The organism is Burkholderia sp. NFPP32 (assembly GCF_900119325.1).
In the GTDB taxonomy this organism is placed as follows: domain Bacteria; phylum Pseudomonadota; class Gammaproteobacteria; order Burkholderiales; family Burkholderiaceae; genus Burkholderia; species Burkholderia pyrrocinia_C.
Map to the genome: position 1 here is coordinate 379,553 of NZ_FPJP01000002.1, position 24,380 is coordinate 403,932.

Consider the following 24,380-nt stretch of genomic DNA (forward strand, 5'->3'; position numbering starts at 1 on the left):
GGCCCCCATCTCGATCTGAATCGTCGGCACGCTAGCCCGAGCGGCACGCGAGGCCCGGCACGCACGCGCGACGTCTGGCACACTGACGATTCGATTCGCGCGCGATCCGTCCGCGCGCTCGCACCCCATTTCAACGCTCCGATGGACGTCACCGCTACCCGCCCTGCCGCCAGTGCGCTCGACGTGTTCCACCCGGCCGTCGCCGCGTGGTTCCGGCGCACGTTCGCCGCGCCGACCGGCGCGCAGGCGCTCGCATGGCCGCACATCAAGGCCGGCCGCTCGACGCTCGTCGCCGCGCCGACCGGCTCCGGCAAGACGCTCACCGCGTTCCTGTGCGCGCTCGACGATCTGGTGCGCGATGCGCTGTCGCACGACGGCACGCTTCCCGATGCGACACTCGTCGTCTACGTGTCGCCGCTGAAGGCGCTGTCGAACGACATCCACGTGAACCTCGACGCGCCGCTCGCCGGCATCGCGGAATCGCTCGCGCAACTCGGCCTGCCGGTGCCGGCGATCCGCACCGCCGTGCGCACCGGCGACACGACGCAGGCCGAACGCGCCGCGCTGCGCAAGCGCGCGCCGCACATTCTCGTCACGACGCCCGAGTCGCTGTACGTACTGTTGTCGTCCACGTCGGGGCGGCAGATGCTGTCGAACGTGCGCTCGGTCATCGTCGACGAAATCCACGCGCTCGCATCGTCCAAGCGCGGCAGCCATCTCGCGCTGTCGCTCGAACGTCTCGATGCGCTGGCCGGCCATGCGCTGCCGCGCATCGGGCTGTCGGCGACGCAAAAGCCGATCGACGCGGTCGCGCGCTTCCTGGTCGGCGGCCCGGCCGATGCGCCGCGCGACTGCACGATCGTCGACACGGGCCACACGCGCGAGCGCGACCTCGCGCTCGAACTGCCGAACGTGCCGCTCGAACCCGTGATGGCGACCGACGTGTGGGAACAGGTATACGACCGGATCGCGGGGCTCGCGGCCGCGCATCGCACGACGCTGGTGTTCGTCAACACGCGGCGCACCGCCGAGCGCATGGCGCGCCATCTCGCCGACCGGCTCGGCAAGGAAGCGATCGCCGCGCATCACGGCAGTCTCGCGAAGGAGCACCGCTTCGATGCCGAGCAGCGCCTGAAGCGCGGCGAACTGAAGCTGCTCGTCGCAACGGCATCGCTCGAACTCGGCATCGACATCGGCGACGTCGATCTCGTCTGCCAGGTCGGCTCGCCGCGCGGAATCGCACCGTTCCTGCAGCGCGTCGGCCGCTCGGGGCACCACGTCGGCGGCGTGCCGAAGGGCCGGCTGTTCCCGCTGTCGCGCGACGAACTCGTCGAATGCGCGGCGCTGCTCGATTGCGTGCAGCGTGGCGAACTCGACACATTGCGGATTCCGGAAGCGCCGCTCGATGTGCTCGCGCAGCAGATCGTCGCCGAAGTCGCGTGCACGGAATGGCAGGAGGACGCGCTGTACGCAAGCTTCACGCGCGCGGCGCCGTACGCGCGGCTGACGCGCGAGCGCTTCGACGAAGTGATGAAGATGCTTGCAGAAGGCTTCACGAGCCGCCGCGGCGTGCGCGGCGCATACCTGCATCGCGACGTGGTCGGCGGTACGGTACGCGGGCGCCGCAACGCGATGATGACCGCGACCACGTCGGGCGGCACGATCCCCGACATGGCCGACTACGCGGTGCTGCTCGAACCGCAGGGCATCCAGGTCGGCACCGTCAACGAGGATTTCGCGATCGAGAGCCTGGCCGGCGACGTGTTCCAGCTGGGCAACCAGTCGTACCGGATCATTCGCGTGGAAACGGGCCGCGTGCGCGTCGAGGACGCACAGGGCCAGTCGCCGAACATTCCGTTCTGGCTCGGCGAGGCGCCGGGGCGCAGCGACGAGCTGTCGGCGGCGGTCGGCCGGCTGCGCGCGCGGCTCGACGGGCTGTTCGCCGACGGCGACCGGCAAGCGGACGCCGGCGAGCGCAAACGCGCGGGTGGTAAAGCCGCGAGCGACGCGAAAGCCAACTCGGAAACCGCAACAGGCACCGTGATCGCCCCCGCCGAAAGCCGCCTCGCGCCGGCGTTGCGCTGGCTCGTCGACGACCTCCACCTGTCGCCCGACGCCGCGCACCAGATCGCCGACTACCTCGCCCGCACGCGCGCCGCGCTCGGCGCGCTGCCGACGCAGGACACGCTCGTGATGGAGCGTTTCTTCGACGAATCGGGCGGCACGCAGCTCGTGATCCATTCGCCGTTCGGCAGCCGCATCAACCGCGCGTGGGGGCTCGCGCTGCGCAAGCGCTTCTGCCGCAGTTTCAACTTCGAGCTGCAGGCCGCCGCGACCGACGACGCAATCATCCTGTCGCTGTCGCTCGCGCACAGCTTCGCGCTCGACGAGGTGTGGCGCTACCTGCGTTCGGCCAGCGCCGAGCACGTGCTGGTCCAGGCGCTGCTCGACGCGCCGATGTTCGGCGTGCGCTGGCGCTGGAACGCGACGACCGCGCTCGCACTGCCGCGCTTCACGGGCGGCCGGCGCACCGTGCCGCAACTGCAGCGGATGAAGAGCGAGGATCTGCTCGCGACCGTGTTCCCGGATCAGGTCGCGTGCCTCGAGAACATCGTCGGCGAACGCGAGATACCGCATCACCCGCTCGTCGACCAGACGCTCGACGATTGCCTGCACGACGCGATGGACACCGACGGCTGGCTCGCGCTGCTGCGCCGGATCGAAAGCGGCGCGATCGAGCTCGTCGCGCGCGACCTGCCCGCGCCGTCGCCGCTCGCGGCCGAGATCCTGAACGCGAAACCCTACGCATTCCTCGACGATGCGCCGCTCGAGGAGCGCCGCACGCAGGCCGTGCAGTCGCGCCGCTGGAGCGATCCCGAATCGGCCGACGATCTCGGCGCGCTCGACGCCGACGCGATCGATGCGGTACGCGACGAAGCATGGCCGCTCGTGCGCGACGCCGACGAAATGCACGATGCGCTGCTCACGCTCGCATGCGTCGCCGACAGCGAAGCACAGGCACACGAAGGCTGGGCCGACCGGCTCGCGGAACTCGTGGAGCGCCGCCGCGCAACCAAACTCGTCGCGCCGGGCGGTGCCGCGCTGTGGGTGCCGGTCGAACGGCTCATATGCCTGCGCGCACTGCACACCGATGCACGCATGACACCGGCGCTCAAGGTGCCGGCCGCCTGCGCGCAACCGTGGGAAGCCGATGCCGCACTCGTCGACGTGATCCGTGCACGGCTCACCGGCTTCGGGCCGCTTGCGCTCGACGCGATCGCGACACCGCTCGGCCTGCCGCCGGCGTCGATCGCGACGGCGCTCGCGGCGCTGGAGCGCGAAGGCTATGTGATGCGCGGCCGGTTCACGCCGGGCGCGACGACGGACGAATGGTGCGAACGCCACCTGCTCGCGCGCATTCATCGCTATACGGTGAAGCGGCTGCGCCGCGAGATCGAACCGGTCGAGCGCGCCGACTTCATGCGCTTCCTGTTCCATTGGCAACACCTGACGCCGGACACGCGCGGCACTGGCCGCGACGCACTCGCGGCCGTGGTCGAACAACTCGAAGGCTACGAAGCCGCGGCAAGCGCGTGGGAAGACGCACTGCTGCCGGCGCGGCTCACCGACTACATGGCGGGTGGCCTCGACGAGCTGTGCCGCTCGGGCAAGCTCGTGTGGACCCGCATCAGCGCACCGGCGCGCACGGCCGGCACGCCCGTGAAGACGACGCCGATCGTACTGCTGCCGCGCCGCCACCTCGCCGCATGGCAGGCACTGCGCGACCCCGACGCGCAACCGGCGCTGTCCGCGCGGGCCACGCACGTACGCGACGCGCTCGCCGCACACGGCGCGATGTTCTTCGATGCGCTGCTCGACGACCTGCACATGCTGCCCGTCGAACTCGAACAGGCACTCGGCGAGCTCGTGTCGGCCGGCCTCGTGAATGCGGACAGCTACGCGGGCCTGCGCGCGCTGCTGAAGCCGGCCGTCAAGCGCAGCGCGACCTATGCGCCGCGCACGCGGCGCGGCGGTGCGCTGATAGGCGGGATGGACGATGCGGGCCGCTGGGCGCTCGTGCAGCGTCACGCGCCGCCGGACGATACACCGGCGCCGAAACGCGGCCCGACCGCGACCGATCCCGACGCGCTCGAACACATCGCGTGGACGCTGCTGCGCCGCTACGGCGTCGTGTTCTGGCGGCTGCTCGAACGCGAGGCCGATTGGCTGCCGAGCTGGCGCGAACTCGTGCGCGTGCTGCAGCGCCTCGAAGCACGCGGCGAGGTTCGCGGCGGACGTTTCGTCGCCGGGCTCGCGGGCGAGCAGTTCGCGCTGCCCGAGGCGATTCCGATTCTGCGCGAACTGCGGCGGCAACCCGGTGACGGGCAGTACATATGCGTGACGGGCGCCGACCCGTTGAATCTCGCAGGCACGCTGCTGCCCGGCGACAAGGTGCCGGCGCTGGCCGGCAATCGCGTGCTGTTCCGCGACGGTGTGCCCGTCGCATCGCTCGTGTCGGGTTCATTCCACTACGCGCCCGAACTGTCGCCCGCTGCGCGCGAGGATGCGCGCCTGCGGCTCGCACGCCACTGCTGACATCGGCTGACAGACGGCGCAGCACCGACTACTGATCGCCGGGCCGCGCTGCCGCCATCGTTCGGGTAGCATCGTGCGATTGACCGCGCGGGCTCCCGCGCCCACACACAACAAGACTTCCGGAGACTGCCGCTCATGCCTGCGCATGCCGACTCGCCCGCCGCTCATCACGCGGGCTCGCTGACCATTTTCCAGGGTGCCGCGCTGTATATCGGCGCGGTGCTCGGCACCGGCGTGATCGCGTTGCCTGCGCTGGCCGCCGAGGTCGCCGGCCCGGCGTCGCTGCTTGCGTGGGCTGCGCTCGTCGTGCTCTCCGGGCCGCTCGCGGCCACCTTCGCCGCACTCGGCGCACGCTATCCCGACGCAGGAGGCGTGTCGACCTACGCACGGCGCGCATTCGGGCCGAAGGCGGCGGCGATCGTCGGCTGGTGCTTCTACTTTGCGGTGCCGGCCGGCGCACCGGCCGCCGCGATGTTCGGCGGCGCGTACGTCGCGGCCGTCACGGGCGGCGGGCACACGACGGTCATCGTCACGGCTGCCGCGCTGATCGCAGCCGTGTCGGCCGCGAATGCATTCGGCGTCACCGTATCGGGCCGCATGCAGCTCGTGCTGTCGGCGCTGCTCGTCGCGCTGCTGCTCGCCGCGGTGCTGGCGTCCGCGCCGCATGCGCGTACCGCGAACCTGCAGCCGTTCGCGCCGCACGGCTGGCTCGCGGTCGGCCAGGCTGCCGCGCTGCTCGTGTGGAGCTTCGCCGGCTGGGAAGCGATCACACATCTCGCGGCCGAATTCCGCCGGCCCGCGCACGACATGCCGCGCTCGGCCGGCATCGCGGTCGTGGTCGTCGGGTTCCTGTATCTGTCGGTCGCCGCCGCGAGCGTGACGGTGCTCGGGCCGTCTGCAGGCGCATCGGGTGCACCGCTCGCCGAACTGATCGCGGGCGGCATCGGCGGTCACGCACAGGTGCTCGCGGCCGCGGCCGCGCTGCTGCTCACGCTCGGCACGATGAACGCGTATTTCGCGGGCGCGGCCAAGCTCGGCGCGGCGCTCGGGCGCGACGGCGCATTGCCCGCGTGGCTCGCGCAAGGCAGCCAGGTCGGCGGCGTGCCGCGCCGCAGCCTCGGCGTGATCGCCGTGCTCGCGGCCGTCGCGCTGGCCGCGACGACGATCTCGGACGTCGGGCCGAAACCGCTCGTGCTCGTGACGTCCGGGTGTTTCGTGATGGTGTATGGGCTCGGTGCGGCCGCCGCGCTGAAGTTGCTGCCGCGCGGCGGCATCGCTTACCGCTGTGCGTGGATTTCGCTGGTTGCGGTTGCCGGGCTGTTCCTGACGACGGGCTGGTATTTGCTGTGCCCGCTGCTGCTCGCGGGCGGCGCGCTGCTTTATCTGCAGGTGACCGGGCCGCGTAAATGACCCGCCGTATGCGCATAGGCTGACGCCTGCCAGCTCACAGCGACGCGCCGGTGAATCGCAGGCCGGATCACCGGCCAATTCGCTGCGCACATCACGCGAACAGCCGCCGCAAACCGACCGCGCGCCGTTTCGTCACGCCGGTCAGGCCGGCACCAGCTCGAAACTGAGCCGTTTGCCGAGTGCGGCGGCCGCGCTCGCGAGCGTCGCCAGCGTGAGGCTGGTGTCGGTTTCGTCGAGCAGCCGGTTGAGCGCGGCACGGCTGGTTTTCATCCGCGCGGCCATCGCGGTTTTCGTGATGTGCTGCGCCTTCATTTCCTGCCCGATCTGCCACGCGATCACGCGCTTGATCGCGGTGGCGGTGGCCGCTTCGAGATGGCCGTCCTCTTCGAGGAAGGTATCGAAGTCGCTGCCGATATGCGGGTTGTTCGTGGTCGTCATGTCGTACTCCAGTGCATGGCGTTGCCGGCTGCCCGACCGTCGACGACGGTGCGTTCCGGCGCAACCGGGAAATTCAGATGGCGTGCGTCAGCGCTTTCAGGCGCGCGACGGTAACGTCGAGATCGTCGGGCGGCGTAGCCGGCGACTTCTTGATGAACCCGTGCAGCAGGACCATCGTGTCGCCGACGACCGTGAACAGGATGCGAGCGCTGCGCGTGGGCAGCACGATCCTGATCTCCCAGAGATCCTTTGCCATCTTCCGAACCAGCGGCATGCCGAGCGGCCAGCCGAATTGAACGGTTTTGATCTCTTCGCCGATCACCCTTCGCTCCACTTGCCCGAGCGCCTTGAGCCATTCGCGCACCGGCTCGTTGCCCCGGGCCGTGCGAAAGAACCGCACGCCGAGCGTGACCTGGATTTGCTGTCTCGCCATCGTCTTGCCACCGATCGTACCAAAAACGATACGATATGCCAAGCACCACGAGGGCGGCTACTGGCCGGATGGCCGATCCGGAAGCGGGGAAAGGGATTGAGCCGGGCTTGTCGCGCGGCCCGAAGGATCAGCGATCGCCGCGAACCGGCTTGCGTGCGGCGCGCGGCGTCCGGTGCGGGCGCTTGTCGCCGAACCGCGACCGCGCGATGTCGCGCACGGCATCGATCAGCGTCCGTGCGACCGGCGACGGCTGCGCATCGGTGCGCAGAATGAGCCCGACCGGTTCGTCGGTACCCGCGGACGGCAGCGGCAGGCGCGCCAGCGCACCGGCCGACAGATCGTATTCGGCCGCATAGAGCGGCACGAACCACACCGCGTCGTTCTCGAGCGCCAGCGCGCGCGCGACCGATACCGACAGCACCTCGATGAACGAATCCAGCGGCGGCGCGCCGCATGCGCCGAGCAGTTGCTCGGCAGACTGCCGGATCAGCGTGCCGTACGGCGGCAGCACGACCGGATAGCGCGCGAGCTCGGTGGCCGGCGCCGTGCTCGACAGCAGCGGGTGCCCTGCGCGCACGACCGCGACGAGCGGCTCGTTGTACAACTGCTCGAACGCGAGCCCGATCATCCGCTCCGGCTCCGACAGTCGCCCGATCGCGCATTCGATCGCACCGGACTTCAGGCGCTCGAGCAGATCGGCGTTCGCGGCCGTCGCGATCCGCACGACGACGCGCGGCCAGCGCTCGGCCAGCGCCTTCATCAACGCGGGCGCGAGCGATGCCGCGACAGTCGGCAGCATGCCGATTTCCAGCGTCGCGGCGGCGGCCCCGCCCTCGCGCGCGAGCAGCCCGACGCCCTGCCGCAGCGCCAGCATGCACGCGTTCGCGTGCGGCATGAACAACTGCGCTTCGCGGGTCGGCTGCGCGCCCTGCCGGCCGCGCTCGAACAGCTTCACGCCGAGGATCGCCTCCAGTTCGGCGATCGTCTTCGACACTGCCGGCTGCGTGATCGACAGGCTTTCGGCCGCCTTCTGCACGCCGCCCAGCTGCGCGACCGCGAGAAAGCACTGCAGGTGCCGAAACTTGACGCGGCCGTCGGCGATACGGTTATTCATAACGAGTGGTTATGCGAATGACGATGAAATGCCATTTTGCATAACTTTCCGGATAAGCCCAAGCATTCGGTGAAACGTCACGCGCTACGCCGCAGCGCGTGGAAACCGATCGGCTCCCAGACCCGCTTCGCGATCAGCAAGCCCGTCCCGTGCTTCTGCCCGAGCGGTGCGGACGACGATTCCGCATGCAGCGCGGCCGCCTTGCTGCGCAGCCGGCGCAACTCCAGTTCGAGTTCCGCGGCGGCCGCTTCCGTCAGCATCCCTTGCGAGAACGTCATCGTCTCGCCCGCGCCGTCGAAGCGGCTGTCGAGAAAATCGCCGAGCGCGTGCGCATGGAAATACCGGCGGATCGGCCCGCCCGGCAGCCAGTCGAAATCGCGCGCGACGCGCACGCGAATCCGGTCGCCCGGCAGCAGCGCGACGACGTTCATCCGGTCGAGCATCAACAGGTATTTCACGCACTCGGCCTTCGTCACGCGATAGGCCGTCACGATGTCCTGCACGGTCCAGTAGTTGATCGCGCAGACGGCGACGAGCAGCAGCTTCTCGTCCGACACGAGCAGCGCCTCCTGCTGTTCGGTCAGCACGTGCAGCCTCGGCGCCGACGCCGAGGCCTCCTGCACGAGCTCGGCCAGCGTATAGCCGAGCAACTGCGCGATCTCCGCGACGCGCTCCAGCGTGAAGCGGCCGCTCGCGAACAGCCGCTTCACGCTCGTCTCGGAAACGTCGAGCGCACGCGCGACGTCGCGATAGGTCATTCCCTGCGCCTTCAACTGGCGCTTCAGCGTTTCGATAAGTTGGGCGGTTTCGGTCATTTTGGTATCGAAAAACGATGCTCAAGGTCGGATATTAGGCTACCTGCGCATGCAGACGAACACTTTTGGATACTTGTCTGCATAATCCGCTCCGTCCTGTCACTCAACGACGGAGCCGAAATGGCCACCCGAACCGAAACCGCCGCTTACGAACCGCAGCACACCGCACCGCGCGATGCACGCGACACGGATCGCACGATGCCGCTCGCCACCGTCCGCACGCTGGCCGCCGGCGCGCATGTCGGCGATCTCGTGTTCATCCGTGCGCAGGCCGGCTCGCCGCGCAACGCGGCAGGCACGACGGGCGCATGGGCCAATCGTTTCGGCATCGTCGTCGATACGTCGGGCGACGAACCCGTGATCGCCGAGCCCGCGTTTGCGTGGACGAAGCTCACGCCGCTGTCGCGCTTCGTCGCCCATGCCGACGGCGGACGCATCGCGCTGGCGCGCCGCGTCGCGGCATCGACCGCCGGCGAGCAGCGCCGGTTGCATGCAACGGCCGAACAGCGGATCGACGCATTGCTCGGCAACCGCTTCAACCTGCGGGTGCGGCGCGGGTTCTGCGCGCAGTACGTGAGCGATGTGCTCGGCGCCGACCGGACCGCAACGCCGGCCGCACTGCTGCGCAGCGGCACGCTGTCGCTCGAATTCGACGGGATCGTGTTCGATCCCGGCCGCCAATAACGACGGGCAGGCTCGGGGAGGCCGGATAACAACAAGAACAAAAGACAAAAAATAGCGACGGGCTGGCTGGAGGGCCGTGCACGGGGTCGTCACCGACGACGCGAAGCCCGATCGCTTTCATCCGCCGGACAGGCGTCCTGTCCGGCGGATTTTTCATTGGCGCATCGAACATAACGAACGGTTATGCTTCTCGCGAAAAAAGGTCATTTTGCATAACTTCCCGGATTGGCTAAAGTCCTGCCATCCACTTCGCGAAATACCTATCAGGAGACGCCCGATGGATTCCCCCACGATCCTCACGCCGCGCGACTGGCCGTCGCATCCGGCCTATGTCCACCCCGAATACCGCTCGTCGGTGAAGCGCGGCCCGACCCGCCCGCTGATCCCGCTGAAGGACAAGCTGCGCGACCAGTACGCGCCCGTCTACGGCGCCGAAGATCTCGGTGCACTCGACCACGACCTGACGAAGAACGCCGTGAAGAACGGCGAGCCGCTCGGCGAGCGCATGGTCGTCACGGGCCGCGTGCTCGACGAAGGCGGCAAGCCCGTGCGCAACACGCTCGTCGAGGTGTGGCAGGCAAACGCGGCCGGCCGCTACGTGCACAAGGTCGACCAGCACGACGCGCCGCTCGACCCGAACTTTCTCGGCGCGGGCCGCTGCCTGACCGACAACGAAGGCCGCTACCGCTTCCTGACGATCAAGCCCGGCGCGTATCCGTGGGGCAACCATCCGAACGCATGGCGCCCGAATCACATCCACTTCTCGCTGTTCGGCGATTACTTCGGCTCGCGTCTCGTCACGCAGATGTACTTCCCCGGCGACCCGCTGCTCGCGTACGACCCGATCTTCCAGGGCACGCCCGAGGCCGCGCGCGATCGCCTGATCTCGCGCTTCTCGATGGACATCACCGAAGAAGGCTATGCGCTCGGCTACGAATTCGACATCGTGCTGCGCGGCCGCGACGCTACCCCGATGGAGCGCTGAACCATGACGACGCTGAAGCAAACCCCTTCGCAGACGGTCGGCCCGTACTTCGCGTACGGCCTGTGCCCGCAGCAATACGACTACGACCTGAAGAGCCTGTTCACGCCGACGATCGCCGCGACGCACGCCGACGGCGAGCACGTGCTGCTGGTCGGCCAGGTGTTCGACGGCGACGGCAACGTCGTCAGCGACGCGGTGCTCGAATTCACGCAAGTGGACAGCGCGGGCCGCTACCCCGCATCGCGCGACGACATCGCGAAATCCGGCTTCACCGGTTTCGCGCGAGTCGGCACGGGCACCGATGCGCAGCACCGCTTCGTCGTCGAGACGGTGAAGCCGGGCCGCACCGCCGCCGATGACGCGCCGCACATCAACGTGACCGTGATGATGCGCGGGATCCTCAGCCATGCGTTCACGCGCGTGTACTTCGACGACGAAGCCGCGGCGAACGCGGCCGACCCCGTGCTGAACGCGGTGCCGGCCGAACGCCGCGCAACGCTCGTCGCGAAACGCGACGCGCAGCCGGGCCGCCCGATCATCTACCGCTTCGATATCCGCATGCAGGGGCCGGACGAGACGGTGTTTTTCGACGTTTGACGCACGCGCCGGCGCCGGCCGGTTTTCGGATGCAGACGCACCGCCGCGTGGCACGATACCGACAGGGATCGCGCCACGCGGCGCTTTTTCGTGTTTCGTCGCAATCTTTCGATGCTGCGCCGCAACGCGCCGGGCCGCGGTTCCCGATGTCCATTGGTCGAGGCTTCTGCCCCCACATCAAACGCGCGATTGAAACGCATGCTGCGACAGCACATGAATCGTCGGGCCAACAGGATATCGTTTGCGCGTTATGCGGCGTATTCTTTGGTATCCACAACGAGCCAGCAGGATTAAATCCAAAATGAAAATAATCCCGCAAGCAATGCGCGACACCGCCCTGCTGGCCGTGCGCGTTTTTTTCTGACCGAGTGCCTTTAAACGCGTCTGACCGAATCGGGCAGGCGCGTATTTTTTTGCGGCTGCGACCCGCGTAGGGGCGTGGCGCGCGTCGGTCGCCGCTTCCTTTCCCCTAGCGCCGAATCTCCAGATACCGGCTCGGCGTGTCGCCCAGAATGCGGCGAAACGCCGACGTGAACGCGCTCGCGCTCGCATACCCGAGATCGAGCGCGACGCGCGTCACCGGCTGCCCGGCGCTCAGGCGGGAAATCGCCGCGAGCATGCACACCTGCTGACGCCATGCCGCAAAACTCACGCCCGTCTGCGCGCGGAACTGCCGCGTGAACGTGCGCCGGCTCACGCCCGCGTCGGCGGCCACCCGGTCGAGATCGGCCGCGATCGACGGCGACGCGAACAGGTGCCGGCACACCTTCGCGAGCCGTGCGTCGGCCGGCAGCGGCGCATGCAGCGACAGGCGCGGCATCGTCGCGATTTCCGCGATCAGCAGCGCCATCAGCTTGCCCGCACGGCCGTCTACGTCGTACATGGCCGGCAGGTCGATCGCATCGTCGATTAGCTGCCGCAGCAGCGCGGACACGCCATACACGCCGCACTGCCCGGGCAGGCCCGCCTCCTGCGCGGCGTCGCCGGACACGAACGTGTTGAGCATCGTGACCGGCCCGGTCATCGTCATTTCGTGCCGCACGCCGGCCGGCACCCAGCACGCGCGCTGCGGCGGCACCAGCCAGCGGCCGTGCGGTGTCGACACGCTGATCGTGCCGCGCGACGCGAACGCGAATTGCCCGCGCCCGTGCGCGTGTTCCGGAAACGTCGTGCCCGCCGCATAGTCGTTGGCGGTCACGACCACGCTCCGGGGAATGTGTTCGTAGGGATCTAGCAGCGTATTTCTCACGGCCCGAATTCCATCATCAATGACCCGATATCGAAGGCGGGTCTCCTTCGATCCATCTACGATCCGCTCCACGCTTGCGCGACCTGACGGCCGCAAGACCCGTCGGCCTGATCGGCCGGATTGCAACCTCATCGGAGCGGACATGCCGAATACGTTTCATCGCGTGGGGGACGGCCCCCACCCTGTTCTCGTGCTGCACGGCTGGTTCGGCGACGCCCGCGCGTTCGAACCCGTCGAAGCGTGGCTGTCGCGCGAGCACTTCAGCTATGTGTTCATGGACTACCGCGGCTACGGCCGCATGCGCGCCGCACGCGGCGACTACACGATCGACGAGATTGCCGCCGATGCCCTCGCGCTCGCCGACGCGCTCGGCTTCCCGACCTTCAGCCTCGTCGGCCATTCGATGGGCGGCATGGCGATCGAGAAGATCGCCGCCGTCGCGCCCGACCGCGTGCGCGCACTGGTGCCGATCGCGCCCGTGCCGTGCGGCGGCCTGCCGTTCGACGCCGAGCGGCGCGCGCTATTCGAGCGCGCCGCCGACAATCTTGCCGATCGCAGGACCATCATCGATCGCAGCACGGGCGGCCGGCTGCCCGCCGCCTGGGTCGAGTGGAAAGCCGCGTATTCGGCAGCCTGTTCGTCGCCGCATGCATTCGGCGCGTACTTCCGCGCGTGGGCCGATACGGATTTCAGCGACGGGATCGCGGGCGTGCATCCGGTGAAAGTACTGATCGGCGAGCACGACCCGGCGTTCGACGCGGCGCTGATGGCGCGCACCTACCTGCGGCGCTATCCGCGCGCCACCGTCGACGTGCTGCGCAATGCGGGCCACTATCCGATGAACGAGACGCCGCTCGCGCTGGTCGCGGCGATGGAGGCGTTCCTGCTCGCCGCGACGGCACACCCCGTCGCCGGCGACTGACCCGCCGAACGCAAGCGGCATCGTTGCGGCGCGCATCACCGCAGCATGAACGACATCGCCGACAGGCTGTTCAGCGTGCGCACCACGTGCTCGACCGACGGCCCGTCGAAGCGCAGCGTCACCGCATCGACGCGCTCGAGCGACGGCAGCACGCAGAACAGATCGGCAAGCGCGGCCGTCTGCACGCGCAGCGTGCAAGCGGCCGGTGCGGGCCGATGGGCGCCGGCGCGCAAGCCCGCCGACAGCGCGTGCGCGACCGTTTCGCGCGCGGCGGTCGCGATTCGCGCACACGACGCGGCAGGCGTGAGCGTGTCGCCGCTCGATGCGCCGCCGGCCGTCTTGACCGTCTCGAAACGTGCGTCCGGAAACAGCGGCTGCGTTTCCTCGGCGAACACGTCGTCGCCGGTTGCCAGCGCGACGTGCGCGCCATATTCGCGCGCCAGCGCGCCGTACAGCCCGGCTTCGCCGAGCTCGACGCCGTTCAGCCACACCTGCGTGAACGCGAAACCGTTGATCGTGTGCGCGAGCACGCCGCGCGTCTGCGATTTCGCGTGATAGCCGATCATGAATACGAGGTCCGGCCGCTGTTCGAGGCCCGCCATCATCCCGAGCGTGCGCGGCTTGCCGAGCACGACGCGTGAGCGCGCATCGAGCCCGTCGGGCAGCAGGTTGCGAAAGCCGCCATGCGAATCGTTGACCCAGACGGCCTGCGCGCCGCCCGCGAACGCGCCTTCGATCGCGGCGTTCGCCTCGGCGGTCATCCAGCGGCGCGCGCGTTCGTATTCCGGATTGCCGGCGCGCGTCTGCTCGGTGGCGAATACGCCGGCGACGCCCTCGATGTCGGTCGAGATCAGGATCTTCATGACTGGGTAAGACGCCCTTCGTTGCGTTCGTTGAACAGATGATCGAGATCGGGCACCGCATCGCGCAGCGATTGCCGCACGTGGCCGTCGCGCCCGGCGACCGTCACGGCCTGCAGCAATGCATCGGCGATCGCATGCTCGACGCTTTCGGCCGCGGCCATGAACAGCGGGTCGAGCGCCGCATCGGCCACGAGGGCCGGCAGCGCGATGGTCGACGCGTCGTGCGCGATCGTGTACGCGGTCGAGAATGCGAGCGCGATGTCGCCGCTGCCATGCCCGTAGACGGAACCCGTGCGGGCCAGCCCCGCGGCCGCGCGGCGTGCAAGCCGCGACAGTTGCCGCGCGTCGAGCGGCGCATCGGTCGCGAGCAACAGGATGATCGAGCCCTGTTCGGGCGGCGCCGCGTGCGCGGCCCCGGCCGCACGCCGTTGCGCGACGATGCGCCCGAGCGGCACGCCGCCGAGCGTCAGCATCGGCAGCCTGCCGAAATTCGCGAGCACGAGCGCGCCGACCGTATAGGGCCGGCCGGCCGCGACGGCGACGCGCGACGCCGAACCGATCCCGCCCTTCAGGTCGAAACACGACATCCCGCGCCCGGCGCCCACCGCGCCGCGTGCGACGTCGCGCGACGCGGCGCGGCATGCGTCGTCGTAATGCGCGGCCGTGACCGCGAACGCCTGGATATCGTTCAGATAACCGTCATTGCACTCGAACACGAGCGGATTGACGGTCGGCCAGTCGCGGCCGATCTGCGGATTCGCGGCGATCGCCGCGCGGATCTGCGCCTGCGCGACCGCGCCGACGCCGAACGTATTGGTCAACGCGATCGGCGTATCGAGCGTGCCGAGCTCGTCGACCTGCACGAGCCCGACGCTCTTGCCGAAACCGTTGATCACGGCCGCGCCGGCCGGCACCTTGCTGCGGTACACGTCGCCCGGATGCGGCTTCACGACGGTCACGCCGGTCTGCACGTTGCCGGCATCGAGCGTGCAATGGCCGACCGTCACGCCCGGCACGTCGGCGATCGTGCCGCGCGGCCCGGCCGGCAGCGTCGCGGCCCACATCGGCGCAGCACGCATCAGCGGCGCTCCAGCTTCGGATCGAGCGCGTCGCGCAGCCCGTCGCCGAGCAGGTTGAACGCGAGCACGGTCAGGAAGATCGCGAGGCTGGGGAAGATCGCGACGTGCGGCGCCGTCACCATGTCCGCGCGCGCCTCGTTGAGCATCGCGCCCCACTCCGGCGTCGGCGGCTGCGCGCCGAGCCCGAGGAACGACAGGCTCGCGGCCGTGATGATCGACGTGCCGATCCGCATCGTGAAGTAGACGACGACCGACGACACGGTGCCCGGCAGGATGTGCCGCATGATGATCGTCCAGTCCGACGCGCCGATGCTGCGCGCGGCTTCGACGTAGGTCATGTGCTTGAGCATCAGCGTGTTGCCGCGCACGAGCCGCGCGAACGCCGGAATGCTGAAGATCGCGACCGCGCAGATCACGTTGATCATCCCGTTGCCGAGGATCGCGACCACGCCGATCGCGAGCAGGATGCCCGGGAACGCGAACAGCACGTCGGCGATGCGCATCGTGATGCGATCCCACCAGCCTTCGTAGTAACCGGCGAGCAGCCCGAAGACCGTGCCGATCAGCGCGCCGAGCGCGACCGAGAAGAAGCCGGCCGCGAGCGAGATGCGCGTGCCGGTGACGATCCGGCTGAAGATGTCGCGGCCGAGCGAATCGACGCCGAACCAGTGCACGGCCGACGGCCCCGCGTTCAGCGCATCGTAGTCGAAATAGTTCTCCGGATCGAACGGCACGATGTGCGGACCGACGAATGCCAGCACGACGAGCGCCAGCACGAAGCCGCCCGCGACGAGCGCGACGGTCTGCTTGCGGAACTTGCGCCAGAATTCGCGCCACGGCGTGCGAATCGCGGTCGATGCGGCCGGCGCCGCGGTCTGGACAGTCGCGTTCATGTGCGCCTCACTTGAACCGGATGGTCGGGTTGATGACCGCGTACAGCACGTCGACGGTCAGGTTGATCAGGATGAATTCGAGCGAGAACAGCAGCACGATCGCCTGGATCACCGGGTAGTCGCGCATCGTCACCGAATCGACGAGCAGGCGCCCGAGCCCCGGCCAGTTGAACACGGCCTCGACGACGATCGAGCCGCCGAGCAGGAAGCCGAACTGCAGCCCCATCATCGTGACGACCGGGATCATCGCGTTGCGCAGGCAGTGCTTGAGCACGACCATCGGCTCGTGCACGCCCTTCGCGCGCGCGGTGCGCACGAAATCCTCGTTGAGCACCTCGACGAACGACGCGCGCGTGAAGCGCGCCATCACGGCCGCGACCGCGGCGCCGAGCGTCAGCGACGGCAGCACGTAGCTCTTCCACGTGCCGTCCGGCACGACCGGCAGCCAGCCGAGCTTCACCGAGAAGATCTCCATCAGCAGCATGCCGAGCGCGAACGCGGGAAACGAGATGCCCGACACCGCGATCGTCATGCCGATGCGGTCGGGCCAGCGATTACGCCACACCGCCGACGCGATCCCGATCGCCATGCCGAACAGCGTCGCCCACGCCATGCTGACGAGCGTCAGCAGCAGCGTCGGCATGAAGCGCTCGCCGATCTCGGTCGATACCGGCCGCTTGCTGCGCGTCGACACACCGAAGTCGCCGTGCGCGATCTTCACGAAGAAGTTCGCGAACTGGGTGGGCATCGGCTTGTCGAGCCCGAGATCGGCGCGCACGAGCGCGACCGTCGCGTCGTCGGCTTCGGCGCCGGCCGCGAGCCGCGCGGGATCGCCCGGCAGCAGGTGCACGAACAGGAACACCAGCACCGCGACGATCGCGAGCGTGGGCAGCAGGCCGAACAGGCGTTTGATGATGAAATTCAGCATAGGGCACCGAACCAGTGCGGCGCGCCGGCATCGCGGAGCCGGCGCGCCGTGACGCGCGCGAACGCGCTTATTTCAGCGAGATTTCGTCGAAGTTGAACGAACCGTCCGGCATCACGTACATGCCCTGCAGGCGCTTGCTGCGCGCGTAGACGATCTTCTCCTGCACGAGGAAGATCCACGGCGCATCGGCCCAGATCTGCTTCTGCGCGGTGGCGTAGTACTCGGCCTTCTTCGCGCGGTCGGTGGTTGCCAGCGCCTTCTCCAGCGCGTCGTCGAAGATGCCGTTCTGGTAGTACGCGGTATTGAACAACTTCGGCGGCTTCGACGCCGACGCGAGCAGCGGCGTCAGCGCCCAGTTCGCCTCGCCGGTCGACGACGACCAGCCGATGTAGAACATCCGCACCGGTGCGCTCGCCGGGTCCTGCGCGCTCTCGACCTTCGCGACGCGCTCGCCCGATTCGAGCGCCTGCACCTGCACCTTCACGCCGACCTGCGCGAGCTGCTGCTGGACGAACTGGATCACCTTCTGCGACGTCGTGTTGTTGTAGCCGGACCAGAGCGTCGATTCGAAGCCGTTCGGATAGCCGGCCTCCTTCAGCAGCGTGCGCGCCTTCGCCGGGTCGTACGGCCAGGGGCCGGTCTTCGTCGCATACTCGACGCCCGGCGGCACGACGCCGGGCGACGGCGTCGCGAAGCCCGAGAACGCGACCTTCGCGAGCGCATCCTTGTTGATCGCGTAGTTGAGCGCCTGGCGCACCTTCGGATTGTCGAACGGCTTCTGCAGCGTGTTCAGCGAGATGTAGCGCACGACGATCGACGGCCGCTCGACCACGTCGAGCTTAGGATTGCTCCTCAGGTCGGCGACCTGCTCGTACGGAATCCGGAACGCCAGATCCGCCTGGCCGGCCTTCATCAGCGCCGCGCGCGTGTTGTTGTCGATCACGGGCTTCCAGTCGATCATGTCGATCTTCGGATAGCCCTTCTTCCAGTAGCCGGCGTATTTCTTCACTTTCATGTCGTCGGTCTGCTTCCACTCGACGAACTCGAAGGGCCCAGTGCCGACCGGATGCAGGCCGATCTCGCGGCCCCATTTCTTCAGCGCCGTCGGCGAGATCATCACCGCGGACGGATGCGCGAGCGTGTTGACGAACGCCGAGAACGGCTCGCGCAGCGTGAACCGCACCGTATAGGGATCGACGACCTCGGTCTTCTCGATCACGCGGAACAGGTTGTAGCGCTTGAGCTTGTTCGCCGGATCGGTCACGCGGTCGAACACCACCTTCACGGCCTCCGCGTTGAAATCGGTGCCGTCCTGGAACTTCACGCCCTGGCGCAGCTTGACGGTATAGACCTTCGCGTCCGGCGACGCCGTATAACTCGTCGCGAGCACGTTGACGAGCTTCATGTCCTTGTCGAAGCCGAACAATCCCTCGTAGAACGACTTCGCGGCGGCCTGCGACACCGTGTCGTTCGAATCGTACGGATCCATCGTCGTGAACGTCTCGCCGACCGCGATCACCGCGGTTTGCTGCGCGAATGCGGGCAGCGCGGCCGACAGCGCGAACGCGCTGGCGCCCGCGACGATCAGCGCGCGCGGACGGAACATCGGGAACGAATGCGGCTTGTTCATCTTGTTTGGCTCCTGTGGATGATTCGGTAACGCGTGGTGGAAATCGCGGCGTGACTGCACCCGCTCGGGAAAAAGACGCCGTTGCCTTGCTCGTGCGCAGCTGCGGTCCATATGCAGCCTGCCGCGCGTTCAGTACGCGCCGCCGACGCGATGCGTCGCGACGTAATGATCGGGACCGACCGCGACGAGCGGCGCAACCACCGGCTCGTCGCCGACCGCGCGGATCGGGCTCGGAATTTCGTCCGCCGCGAGCTGGCGCGGCGCATGCCTGCGCGCGGGGTCGGCCACGGGCACCGCACTCATCAGCTTCTTCGTGTACGGATGCTGCGGCGCTTCGAACACCGCGCGGCGCGGGCCGATCTCGACGATCTGGCCGAGATACATCACCGCGACGCGATGGCTGACGCGCTCGACGACGGCCATGTCGTGCGAGATGAACAGGTATGCGACGCCGAGCTCGCGCTGCAGGTCGAGCATCAGGTTGACGATCTGCGCCTGCACCGACACGTCGAGCGCCGACACCGATTCGTCGGCGATCACGACCTTCGGGTTCAGCGCGAGCGCACGCGCGATCGCGATCCGCTGGCGCTGGCCGCCCGAGAACTCGTGCGGATAACGGCGTGCGGCCTCGGGCGGCAGGCCGACCTTGTCGAGCAGCCAGTCGACGCGCGCCTGCGCTTCGCGGCCGCTCGCGACGCCGTGCACGAGCAGCGGCTCCATGATCGAGAAACCGACCGTGAGGCGCGGATTCAGCGACGCGAACGGATCCTGGAAGATGAACTGGATGTTCCGGCGCAGCGCCTGCAGGTCCGGGCCCTTCAGCGCGCTGATGTCGCGGCCGTCGAATTCGATCGAGCCGCTTTGCGATTCGACGAGGCGCAGCAGCGAGCGGCCGGTGGTCGACTTGCCGCAGCCCGACTCGCCGACCAGCGCGAGCGTCTCGCCCGCGCGCAGCTCGAAGCTCACGCGCTCGACCGCATGCACGTACTGCGACACGCGGCCGAACACGCCGCTCTTCACCGGAAAGCGCGTGACGAGATCGCGTACGCGCAGGATCGGCGTCGAAGCCGAGTCGACGGGCGGCTGCACATCGTCGTTCGCCGCAGGCGCGGCGCTTGTGCCGTCCACCTTCAGCAGCGGGAATTTCTCGGGTATGTCGGTGCCCTGCATCGAGCCGAGCCGCGGCACGGCCGCGAGCAGCGCACGCGTGTAGCGATGCGCGGGCGTCGCGAAGATGCGCTCCGATTCGCCCTCCTCGACCTTCTCGCCGCGATACATCACGAGCACGCGGTCGGCCACTTCGGCCACCACGCCCATGTCGTGCGTGATGAAGATCACGCCCATGTTCATCTCGTCCTGCAGCCCGCGGATCAATTGCAGGATCTGCGCCTGGATCGTCACGTCGAGCGCGGTCGTCGGCTCGTCGGCGATCAGCAGCGCCGGCCGGCACGACAGCGCCATCGCGATCATCACGCGCTGCCGCATCCCGCCCGACAACTGGTGCGGATAGCGCACGAATACCCGGCGCGCTTCCGGGATGCGCACGAGATCGAGCAGCCGCAGCGCTTCCGCGCGCGCTTCGGCCGCGCTCTTCGACTGGTGCAGCGCGATCGCCTCGCTGATCTGGTCGCCGACCGTAAACACCGGGTTCAGCGACGTCATCGGCTCCTGGAAGATCATCGCGATGTCCGAGCCGCGGATGCCGCGCATCGTCGCGGCGCTCGCCTGCGCCAGATCGACCAGCGCGCCGCCGCGGCGCCGGAACGCGATGCGCCCGCTCGTGATCTCGCCGCCGCCGTGCTCGACAAGCCGCATCAGCGCGAGCGACGTGACCGACTTGCCGGAACCCGATTCGCCGACGATCGCGAGCGTCTCGCCGCGATCGACGTGAAACGACACGTTGCGCACCGCGTCGAACGTCGCGCTTTCGCGGCGGAACGTGACCGACAGGTCGTCCACGGCAACCACGCGCTGCTCGGGCAGCACCAGGCCGGACGGGTTACGGCTCGAAGTCATGCGTCTCTCCTCGTGCGATCCGGAATCAGGCTGCGTCGTCGCGGTAGATGCCGACGATAGGCGCTTCGCCGACGCGCGCGTAGCCGCGGTACATCCCTTCGGTGTTGAACGGCATCGCGACGTTGCCGTGCGCGTCGACCGCGATGATCCCGCCGCGGCCCGCCAGGCGCGGCAGCTTGTTCATCACGACGTCGTGCGCGGCGTCAGCCAGCGACGCGCCGCGATACGCGATCTGCGCGGCAACGTCGTGCGCGGTCGCGAGCCGGATGAACGTCTCGCCGGTGCCCGTCGACGACACCGCGCAGGTTGCATCGTCCGCATAGCAGCCCGCGCCGATGATCGGCGAATCGCCGACACGCCCCGGCTGCTTGTTCGTGATGCCGCCCGTCGACGTCGCCGCCGCGATGTGGCCGTGCAGGTCGCACGCGACCGCACCGACCGTGCCGTGCTTGCGGTCCGGATCGAGCGGTTCGGCCGGCTGCGGCTGCGATTGCGATTTGCCGAACGCGAACGTCGCCGCGTCGTGATCGAGCATCATGCCGGCCGCCGCGCGCGCCTTGAGCCACTGCGCGTGCCGCGCTTCGGTGTCGAAATAGCCGGGTTCCGCGAGTTCGAGCCCCTGCGCGGCCGCGAACGCATCGGCGCCCGCGCCGGCGAACAGCACGTGCTCGCTCGCCTCCATCACGCGCCGCGCGGCCAGCACGGGATTGCGCACGCGCGTCGCGCAGCAGATCGCGCCGGCGCCGAGCGTCGCGCCGTCCATGACCGCCGCGTCGAGCTCGTGCTTGCCTTCGGCCGTATACACGGCGCCGCGCCCGGCGTTGAACAGCGGGCAGTCCTCGAGCATCCGCACCGCGACGGTGACGGCGTCGAGCGCGCTGCCACCGTCGGCCAGCACCTGCTGCGCGGCCTGCAGGATCGCGGTCAGTTCGGCACGGTACCGGCGTTCGGTTTCGGTATCCATCGCATCGCGCAGAATCGTGCCTGCGCCACCGTGAATCGCGACGATCGCGGGAGAAGTCATGATTTTTTCGGACGGGGGGAAGAAGGGTTGGCGGCCGACAGCGCCGCTTGCGGCTGCACGAGCCACGGCAGCAGGAATTCGGTCATCTCGGCCGCGGACTTCGCGGACCGGTGCGTGCGCAGCGCGACCGCGTCGATCAGCGCCTCGATCATCGTGAGCACGGCCGCTTCCGACGTGGCCGCGAAGCGCCGTTCGGCCTTGACGTACAGGTTCAGCGACGCGATCGGCGCGAGCGGCGATTGCGGGCCGTCGGAGATGCCGAGCACGCGCGCGCCGCGTGCCGCCGCGCGGCGCGCCAGCTCGATCGTGTCCTTCACGTAGCGCGGAAACGCGAGCGCGATCACGAGATCGCGCGAGTCGACCGTATACAGTCGCCGCGCCGCGTGCGACGGGCCGCCGAGCAGCGCGAGCGACTGCACGCTGTCGTGACACACGGACAGCCCGTGCTCCATCAGCCCGGTGAGAAACGCGCTCGACCCCGCGCCGAGGATCAGCACGCGCCGCGCGCCGACGATCGCCTCGACCGCAGCCTCGACATCGGCCGCGTCCAGTTGCGCGCGCGTGTTCTCGATGTTCGCGACGGCCTGGTCGAACACCGCGTCGATCCATGCCGCGCCGCGCACGCCGGATTCCTGCTCCTGCGCCGAGCGCAACCGCTCGACCGGCCCGAGCGTCGCTTCGAAGCCGCGCACGAGGGCCGCGCGCATCGCCGGATAGCCGTCGAAGCCGAGCGCCTTCGCGAAGCGGTTCGCGGTCGCGATCGACGCATTCACGGCCTGTGCGAGTTCGTCGATCCGCATCGTCGCCGCGCGAAACGGATTCGCGAGCACGAATTCGCCCATGCGCCGGTGGATCGGTGTCATCAACGGCATCGCCGACGCGATCCGCTCGGCGATCGCGGGTTCGTCGTGACTGGCGTCGTGCGAAACGAGAGGCGTCATGCGAATGGTTGTTGCAAGGAAGGTGAAAATCAATTTACACAATCCGCAGCCAAGAAAAAAATAAATTTTCATCAGGGTTGTCACGCCCCGTCCTGCGCCCGCCGATCGCCAGACCATCGCACAGCCCCGCCGCACGGGCTTTGGCACGCAACCGCCATGCTCTCCCTCTCACGCCGCCCCCTTCTCATCGGGAAAACCCCGAGCAAGTTCATTCGAATGCAAATTCACGTTGACCGGATTCGCATTCGAACATAGGATGTTCGAAAATGATCAGTCGTCAGATAACATCCGTATCCAGCGACGACAAAATGTTCGCTCGAACAGCGTCATTTCGATGAAAACCGGCAAAATCGGCGCCCATCAAGATCGGACATCGTACAAATAAGCTGAAAAAGCCTTCCCGACCGGACGGCTTGCATGGATCAGGCAGGTGCCGCATGCCCGCCCTGCCCAACAGGAGACAGCAGTGAAAACAGTCAAGGCGTTGCGCTGGTGGATCATCGTGCTCGTGTGTCTCGGCACGATCCTCAACTACCTCGCACGGAACTCCCTCGCGGTGCTCGCCCCCGAGCTGAAGCAGGTATTCGCGATCTCGACGCAGCAGTATTCGTACATCGTCGGCGCGTTCCAGATCGGCTACACGATCATGCAGCCCGTGTGCGGGTTCATCGTCGACCTGATCGGGCTGCGGCTCGGGTTCGCGCTGTTCGCGATGCTGTGGTCGGTGGTCGGCGTCGCGCACGGCTTCGCGTCGGGCTGGCTGTCGCTCGGCATCCTGCGCGGCTTTCTCGGGCTGTTCGAGGCCGCCGCGATTCCGTCGGGGATGAAGGCCGTCGCCGAATGGTTTCCCGATCGCGAGAAATCCGTCGCGGTCGGCTACTTCAATGCGGGCACGTCGCTCGGCGCCGCGATCGCGCCGCCGCTCGTCGTGTTCATCTCGATGCGGTTCGGCTGGCAATCGGCGTTCATGGTCACCGGCGCGCTCGGCTTCGTGTGGGCCGCGCTCTGGTACACGCAGTACCGGTCGCCCGCCGATCATCCGCGCATCACGCCGCAGGAGCGCGCGCTGATCCGCGACGGCCAGGCCACGATGCCGCCGGTGTCGAAGCGCCGCATCCGCGACGTCGTCACCGCGCGGCGCTTCTGGGCCATCGCGCTGCCGCGCTTCTTCGCCGAACCCGCGTGGCAGACCTTCAGCTTCTGGATTCCGCTGTACCTCGCGACCGAGCGCCACATGCCGCTCACGCAGATCGCGATCTTCGCGTGGATGCCGTTTCTCGCGGCCGACGCCGGCGGCATCGCGGGCGGCTATCTGTCGCCGTATCTCGCCAACCGCTTCAAGCTGCCGCTCGTGTGGTCGCGCGTCGCCGGCGTTGCGCTCGGCGCGGTGCTGATGCTCGGGCCCGCGATGATCGGTCTTGTATCGTCGCCGTATACGGCCATCGCGCTGTTCTGCGTCGGCGGCTTCGCGCACCAGATGATCTCCGCGCTCGTCAACACGCTGTCGGCCGACGTGTTCGATTCCGAGGAAGTCGGCACCGCGAGCGGCTTCGCCGGGATGGCCGCGTGGATCGGCGGGCTCGGCTTCTCGCTGCTGGTCGGCGCGCTCGCCGACAAGATCGGCTATGCGCCGCTGTTCGCGTGCCTCGGCCTGTTCGACCTCATCGGCGTCACGCTGCTCGCGGTGCTGATCCGCGGGCAGTCGAAGCAGGAACGCCTGCTCGCACGGCACGCCTGACATTCGCTCTCACCAGGAATCGCAT

20 protein-coding genes are annotated in these 24,380 nt (G+C 68.4%); 7 read left to right on the top strand and 13 right to left on the bottom strand.

Annotated features, from left to right (window positions below; genetic code table 11):
• Positions 1–141: 141 nt before the first annotated feature.
• Positions 142–4,596, top strand: coding sequence for a DEAD/DEAH box helicase (locus BT264_RS06045; protein ID WP_072436608.1), 4,455 nt, complete (start codon positions 142–144; stop codon positions 4,594–4,596).
• Positions 4,597–4,731: 135 nt separating this feature from the next.
• Positions 4,732–6,006 (top strand): APC family permease, encoded by a 1,275-nt coding sequence (locus BT264_RS06050; protein WP_072436607.1) that lies wholly within the window; start codon positions 4,732–4,734, stop codon positions 6,004–6,006.
• Positions 6,007–6,147: 141 nt separating this feature from the next.
• Here the strand turns inward: BT264_RS06050 and BT264_RS06055 are convergent, their stop codons facing one another.
• The 4 genes from BT264_RS06055 to BT264_RS06070 all read right to left on the bottom strand — a co-directional run bounded on the left by BT264_RS06055 (position 6,148) and on the right by BT264_RS06070 (position 8,806).
• The gene (locus BT264_RS06055) at positions 6,148–6,444 is read right to left on the bottom strand and encodes an XRE family transcriptional regulator (protein ID WP_072436606.1); all 297 of its coding nucleotides are present in this window, start codon (positions 6,442–6,444) and stop codon (positions 6,148–6,150) included.
• Positions 6,445–6,517: 73 nt separating this feature from the next.
• A complete protein-coding gene (locus tag BT264_RS06060; RefSeq protein ID WP_006751193.1) occupies positions 6,518–6,877 on the bottom strand; it encodes a type II toxin-antitoxin system RelE/ParE family toxin in 360 nt (119 codons plus the stop codon).
• 127 nt (positions 6,878–7,004) lie between these two features.
• Positions 7,005–7,991, bottom strand: a complete 987-nt coding sequence (gene pcaQ / locus BT264_RS06065) for a pca operon transcription factor PcaQ (protein ID WP_072436605.1) — start codon at positions 7,989–7,991, stop codon at positions 7,005–7,007.
• 77 nt (positions 7,992–8,068) lie between these two features.
• Positions 8,069–8,806, bottom strand: coding sequence for a helix-turn-helix domain-containing protein (locus BT264_RS06070; RefSeq protein ID WP_072436604.1), 738 nt, complete (start codon positions 8,804–8,806; stop codon positions 8,069–8,071).
• A gap of 120 nt (positions 8,807–8,926) precedes the next feature.
• Between BT264_RS06070 and BT264_RS06075 the strand changes: the two genes are divergently transcribed.
• The 3 genes from BT264_RS06075 (at position 8,927) to pcaG (ending at position 11,072) form a co-directional block, all read left to right on the top strand.
• The gene (locus tag BT264_RS06075) at positions 8,927–9,490 is read left to right on the top strand and encodes a YiiX/YebB-like N1pC/P60 family cysteine hydrolase (protein ID WP_072436603.1); all 564 of its coding nucleotides are present in this window, start codon (positions 8,927–8,929) and stop codon (positions 9,488–9,490) included.
• Positions 9,491–9,767: 277 nt separating this feature from the next.
• The gene (gene pcaH / locus BT264_RS06080) at positions 9,768–10,475 is read left to right on the top strand and encodes a protocatechuate 3,4-dioxygenase subunit beta (protein WP_072436602.1); all 708 of its coding nucleotides are present in this window, start codon (positions 9,768–9,770) and stop codon (positions 10,473–10,475) included.
• Positions 10,476–10,478: 3 nt separating this feature from the next.
• Positions 10,479–11,072 (top strand): protocatechuate 3,4-dioxygenase subunit alpha, encoded by a 594-nt coding sequence (gene pcaG, locus BT264_RS06085; RefSeq protein ID WP_072436601.1) that lies wholly within the window; start codon positions 10,479–10,481, stop codon positions 11,070–11,072.
• A 469-nt stretch (positions 11,073–11,541) separates the two neighbouring features.
• Here the strand turns inward: pcaG and BT264_RS06090 are convergent, their stop codons facing one another.
• On the bottom strand, positions 11,542–12,321 hold the full coding sequence (locus tag BT264_RS06090; RefSeq protein WP_072436600.1) for an AraC family transcriptional regulator: 780 nt from the start codon (positions 12,319–12,321) through the stop codon (positions 11,542–11,544).
• Positions 12,322–12,463: 142 nt separating this feature from the next.
• Here BT264_RS06090 and BT264_RS06095 point away from each other — a divergent pair, with 142 nt between their 5' ends.
• Positions 12,464–13,243, top strand: coding sequence for an alpha/beta fold hydrolase (locus BT264_RS06095; RefSeq protein ID WP_072436599.1), 780 nt, complete (start codon positions 12,464–12,466; stop codon positions 13,241–13,243).
• 35 nt (positions 13,244–13,278) lie between these two features.
• Here the strand turns inward: BT264_RS06095 and BT264_RS06100 are convergent, their stop codons facing one another.
• The 8 genes from BT264_RS06100 to BT264_RS06135 all read right to left on the bottom strand — a co-directional run bounded on the left by BT264_RS06100 (position 13,279) and on the right by BT264_RS06135 (position 22,617).
• On the bottom strand, positions 13,279–14,106 hold the full coding sequence (locus tag BT264_RS06100; protein WP_072436598.1) for a M55 family metallopeptidase: 828 nt from the start codon (positions 14,104–14,106) through the stop codon (positions 13,279–13,281).
• Entirely contained in the window at positions 14,103–15,185 is a 1,083-nt protein-coding gene (locus BT264_RS06105; RefSeq protein ID WP_072436597.1) for a DmpA family aminopeptidase, read from the bottom strand. The genes BT264_RS06100 and BT264_RS06105 overlap by 4 nt, the downstream gene beginning before the upstream one ends.
• On the bottom strand, positions 15,185–16,078 hold the full coding sequence (gene gsiD, locus BT264_RS06110) for a glutathione ABC transporter permease GsiD (RefSeq protein WP_072436596.1): 894 nt from the start codon (positions 16,076–16,078) through the stop codon (positions 15,185–15,187). The genes BT264_RS06105 and gsiD overlap by 1 nt, the downstream gene beginning before the upstream one ends.
• A gap of 7 nt (positions 16,079–16,085) precedes the next feature.
• Complete coding sequence (gene gsiC / locus BT264_RS06115) at positions 16,086–17,006, bottom strand: glutathione ABC transporter permease GsiC (protein WP_072436595.1); 921 nt, start codon at positions 17,004–17,006, stop codon at positions 16,086–16,088.
• Between the two features lie 67 nt (positions 17,007–17,073).
• Positions 17,074–18,636 carry a glutathione ABC transporter substrate-binding protein GsiB gene (gsiB, locus tag BT264_RS06120; RefSeq protein ID WP_072436594.1) on the bottom strand — a complete coding sequence of 521 codons (1,563 nt, stop codon included), beginning with the start codon at positions 18,634–18,636 and terminating at the stop codon, positions 17,074–17,076.
• 129 nt (positions 18,637–18,765) lie between these two features.
• Positions 18,766–20,652, bottom strand: a complete 1,887-nt coding sequence (locus BT264_RS06125) for a dipeptide ABC transporter ATP-binding protein (RefSeq protein ID WP_072436593.1) — start codon at positions 20,650–20,652, stop codon at positions 18,766–18,768.
• A gap of 25 nt (positions 20,653–20,677) precedes the next feature.
• Positions 20,678–21,676, bottom strand: coding sequence for an isoaspartyl peptidase/L-asparaginase family protein (locus BT264_RS06130; protein ID WP_072436592.1), 999 nt, complete (start codon positions 21,674–21,676; stop codon positions 20,678–20,680).
• A complete protein-coding gene (locus BT264_RS06135; protein WP_072436591.1) occupies positions 21,673–22,617 on the bottom strand; it encodes a MurR/RpiR family transcriptional regulator in 945 nt (314 codons plus the stop codon). The genes BT264_RS06130 and BT264_RS06135 overlap by 4 nt, the downstream gene beginning before the upstream one ends.
• 466 nt (positions 22,618–23,083) lie before the next feature.
• Here BT264_RS06135 and BT264_RS06140 point away from each other — a divergent pair, with 466 nt between their 5' ends.
• On the top strand, positions 23,084–24,355 hold the full coding sequence (locus BT264_RS06140; RefSeq protein WP_072436590.1) for an MFS transporter: 1,272 nt from the start codon (positions 23,084–23,086) through the stop codon (positions 24,353–24,355).
• The last annotated feature ends 25 nt before the right edge of the window (positions 24,356–24,380 follow it).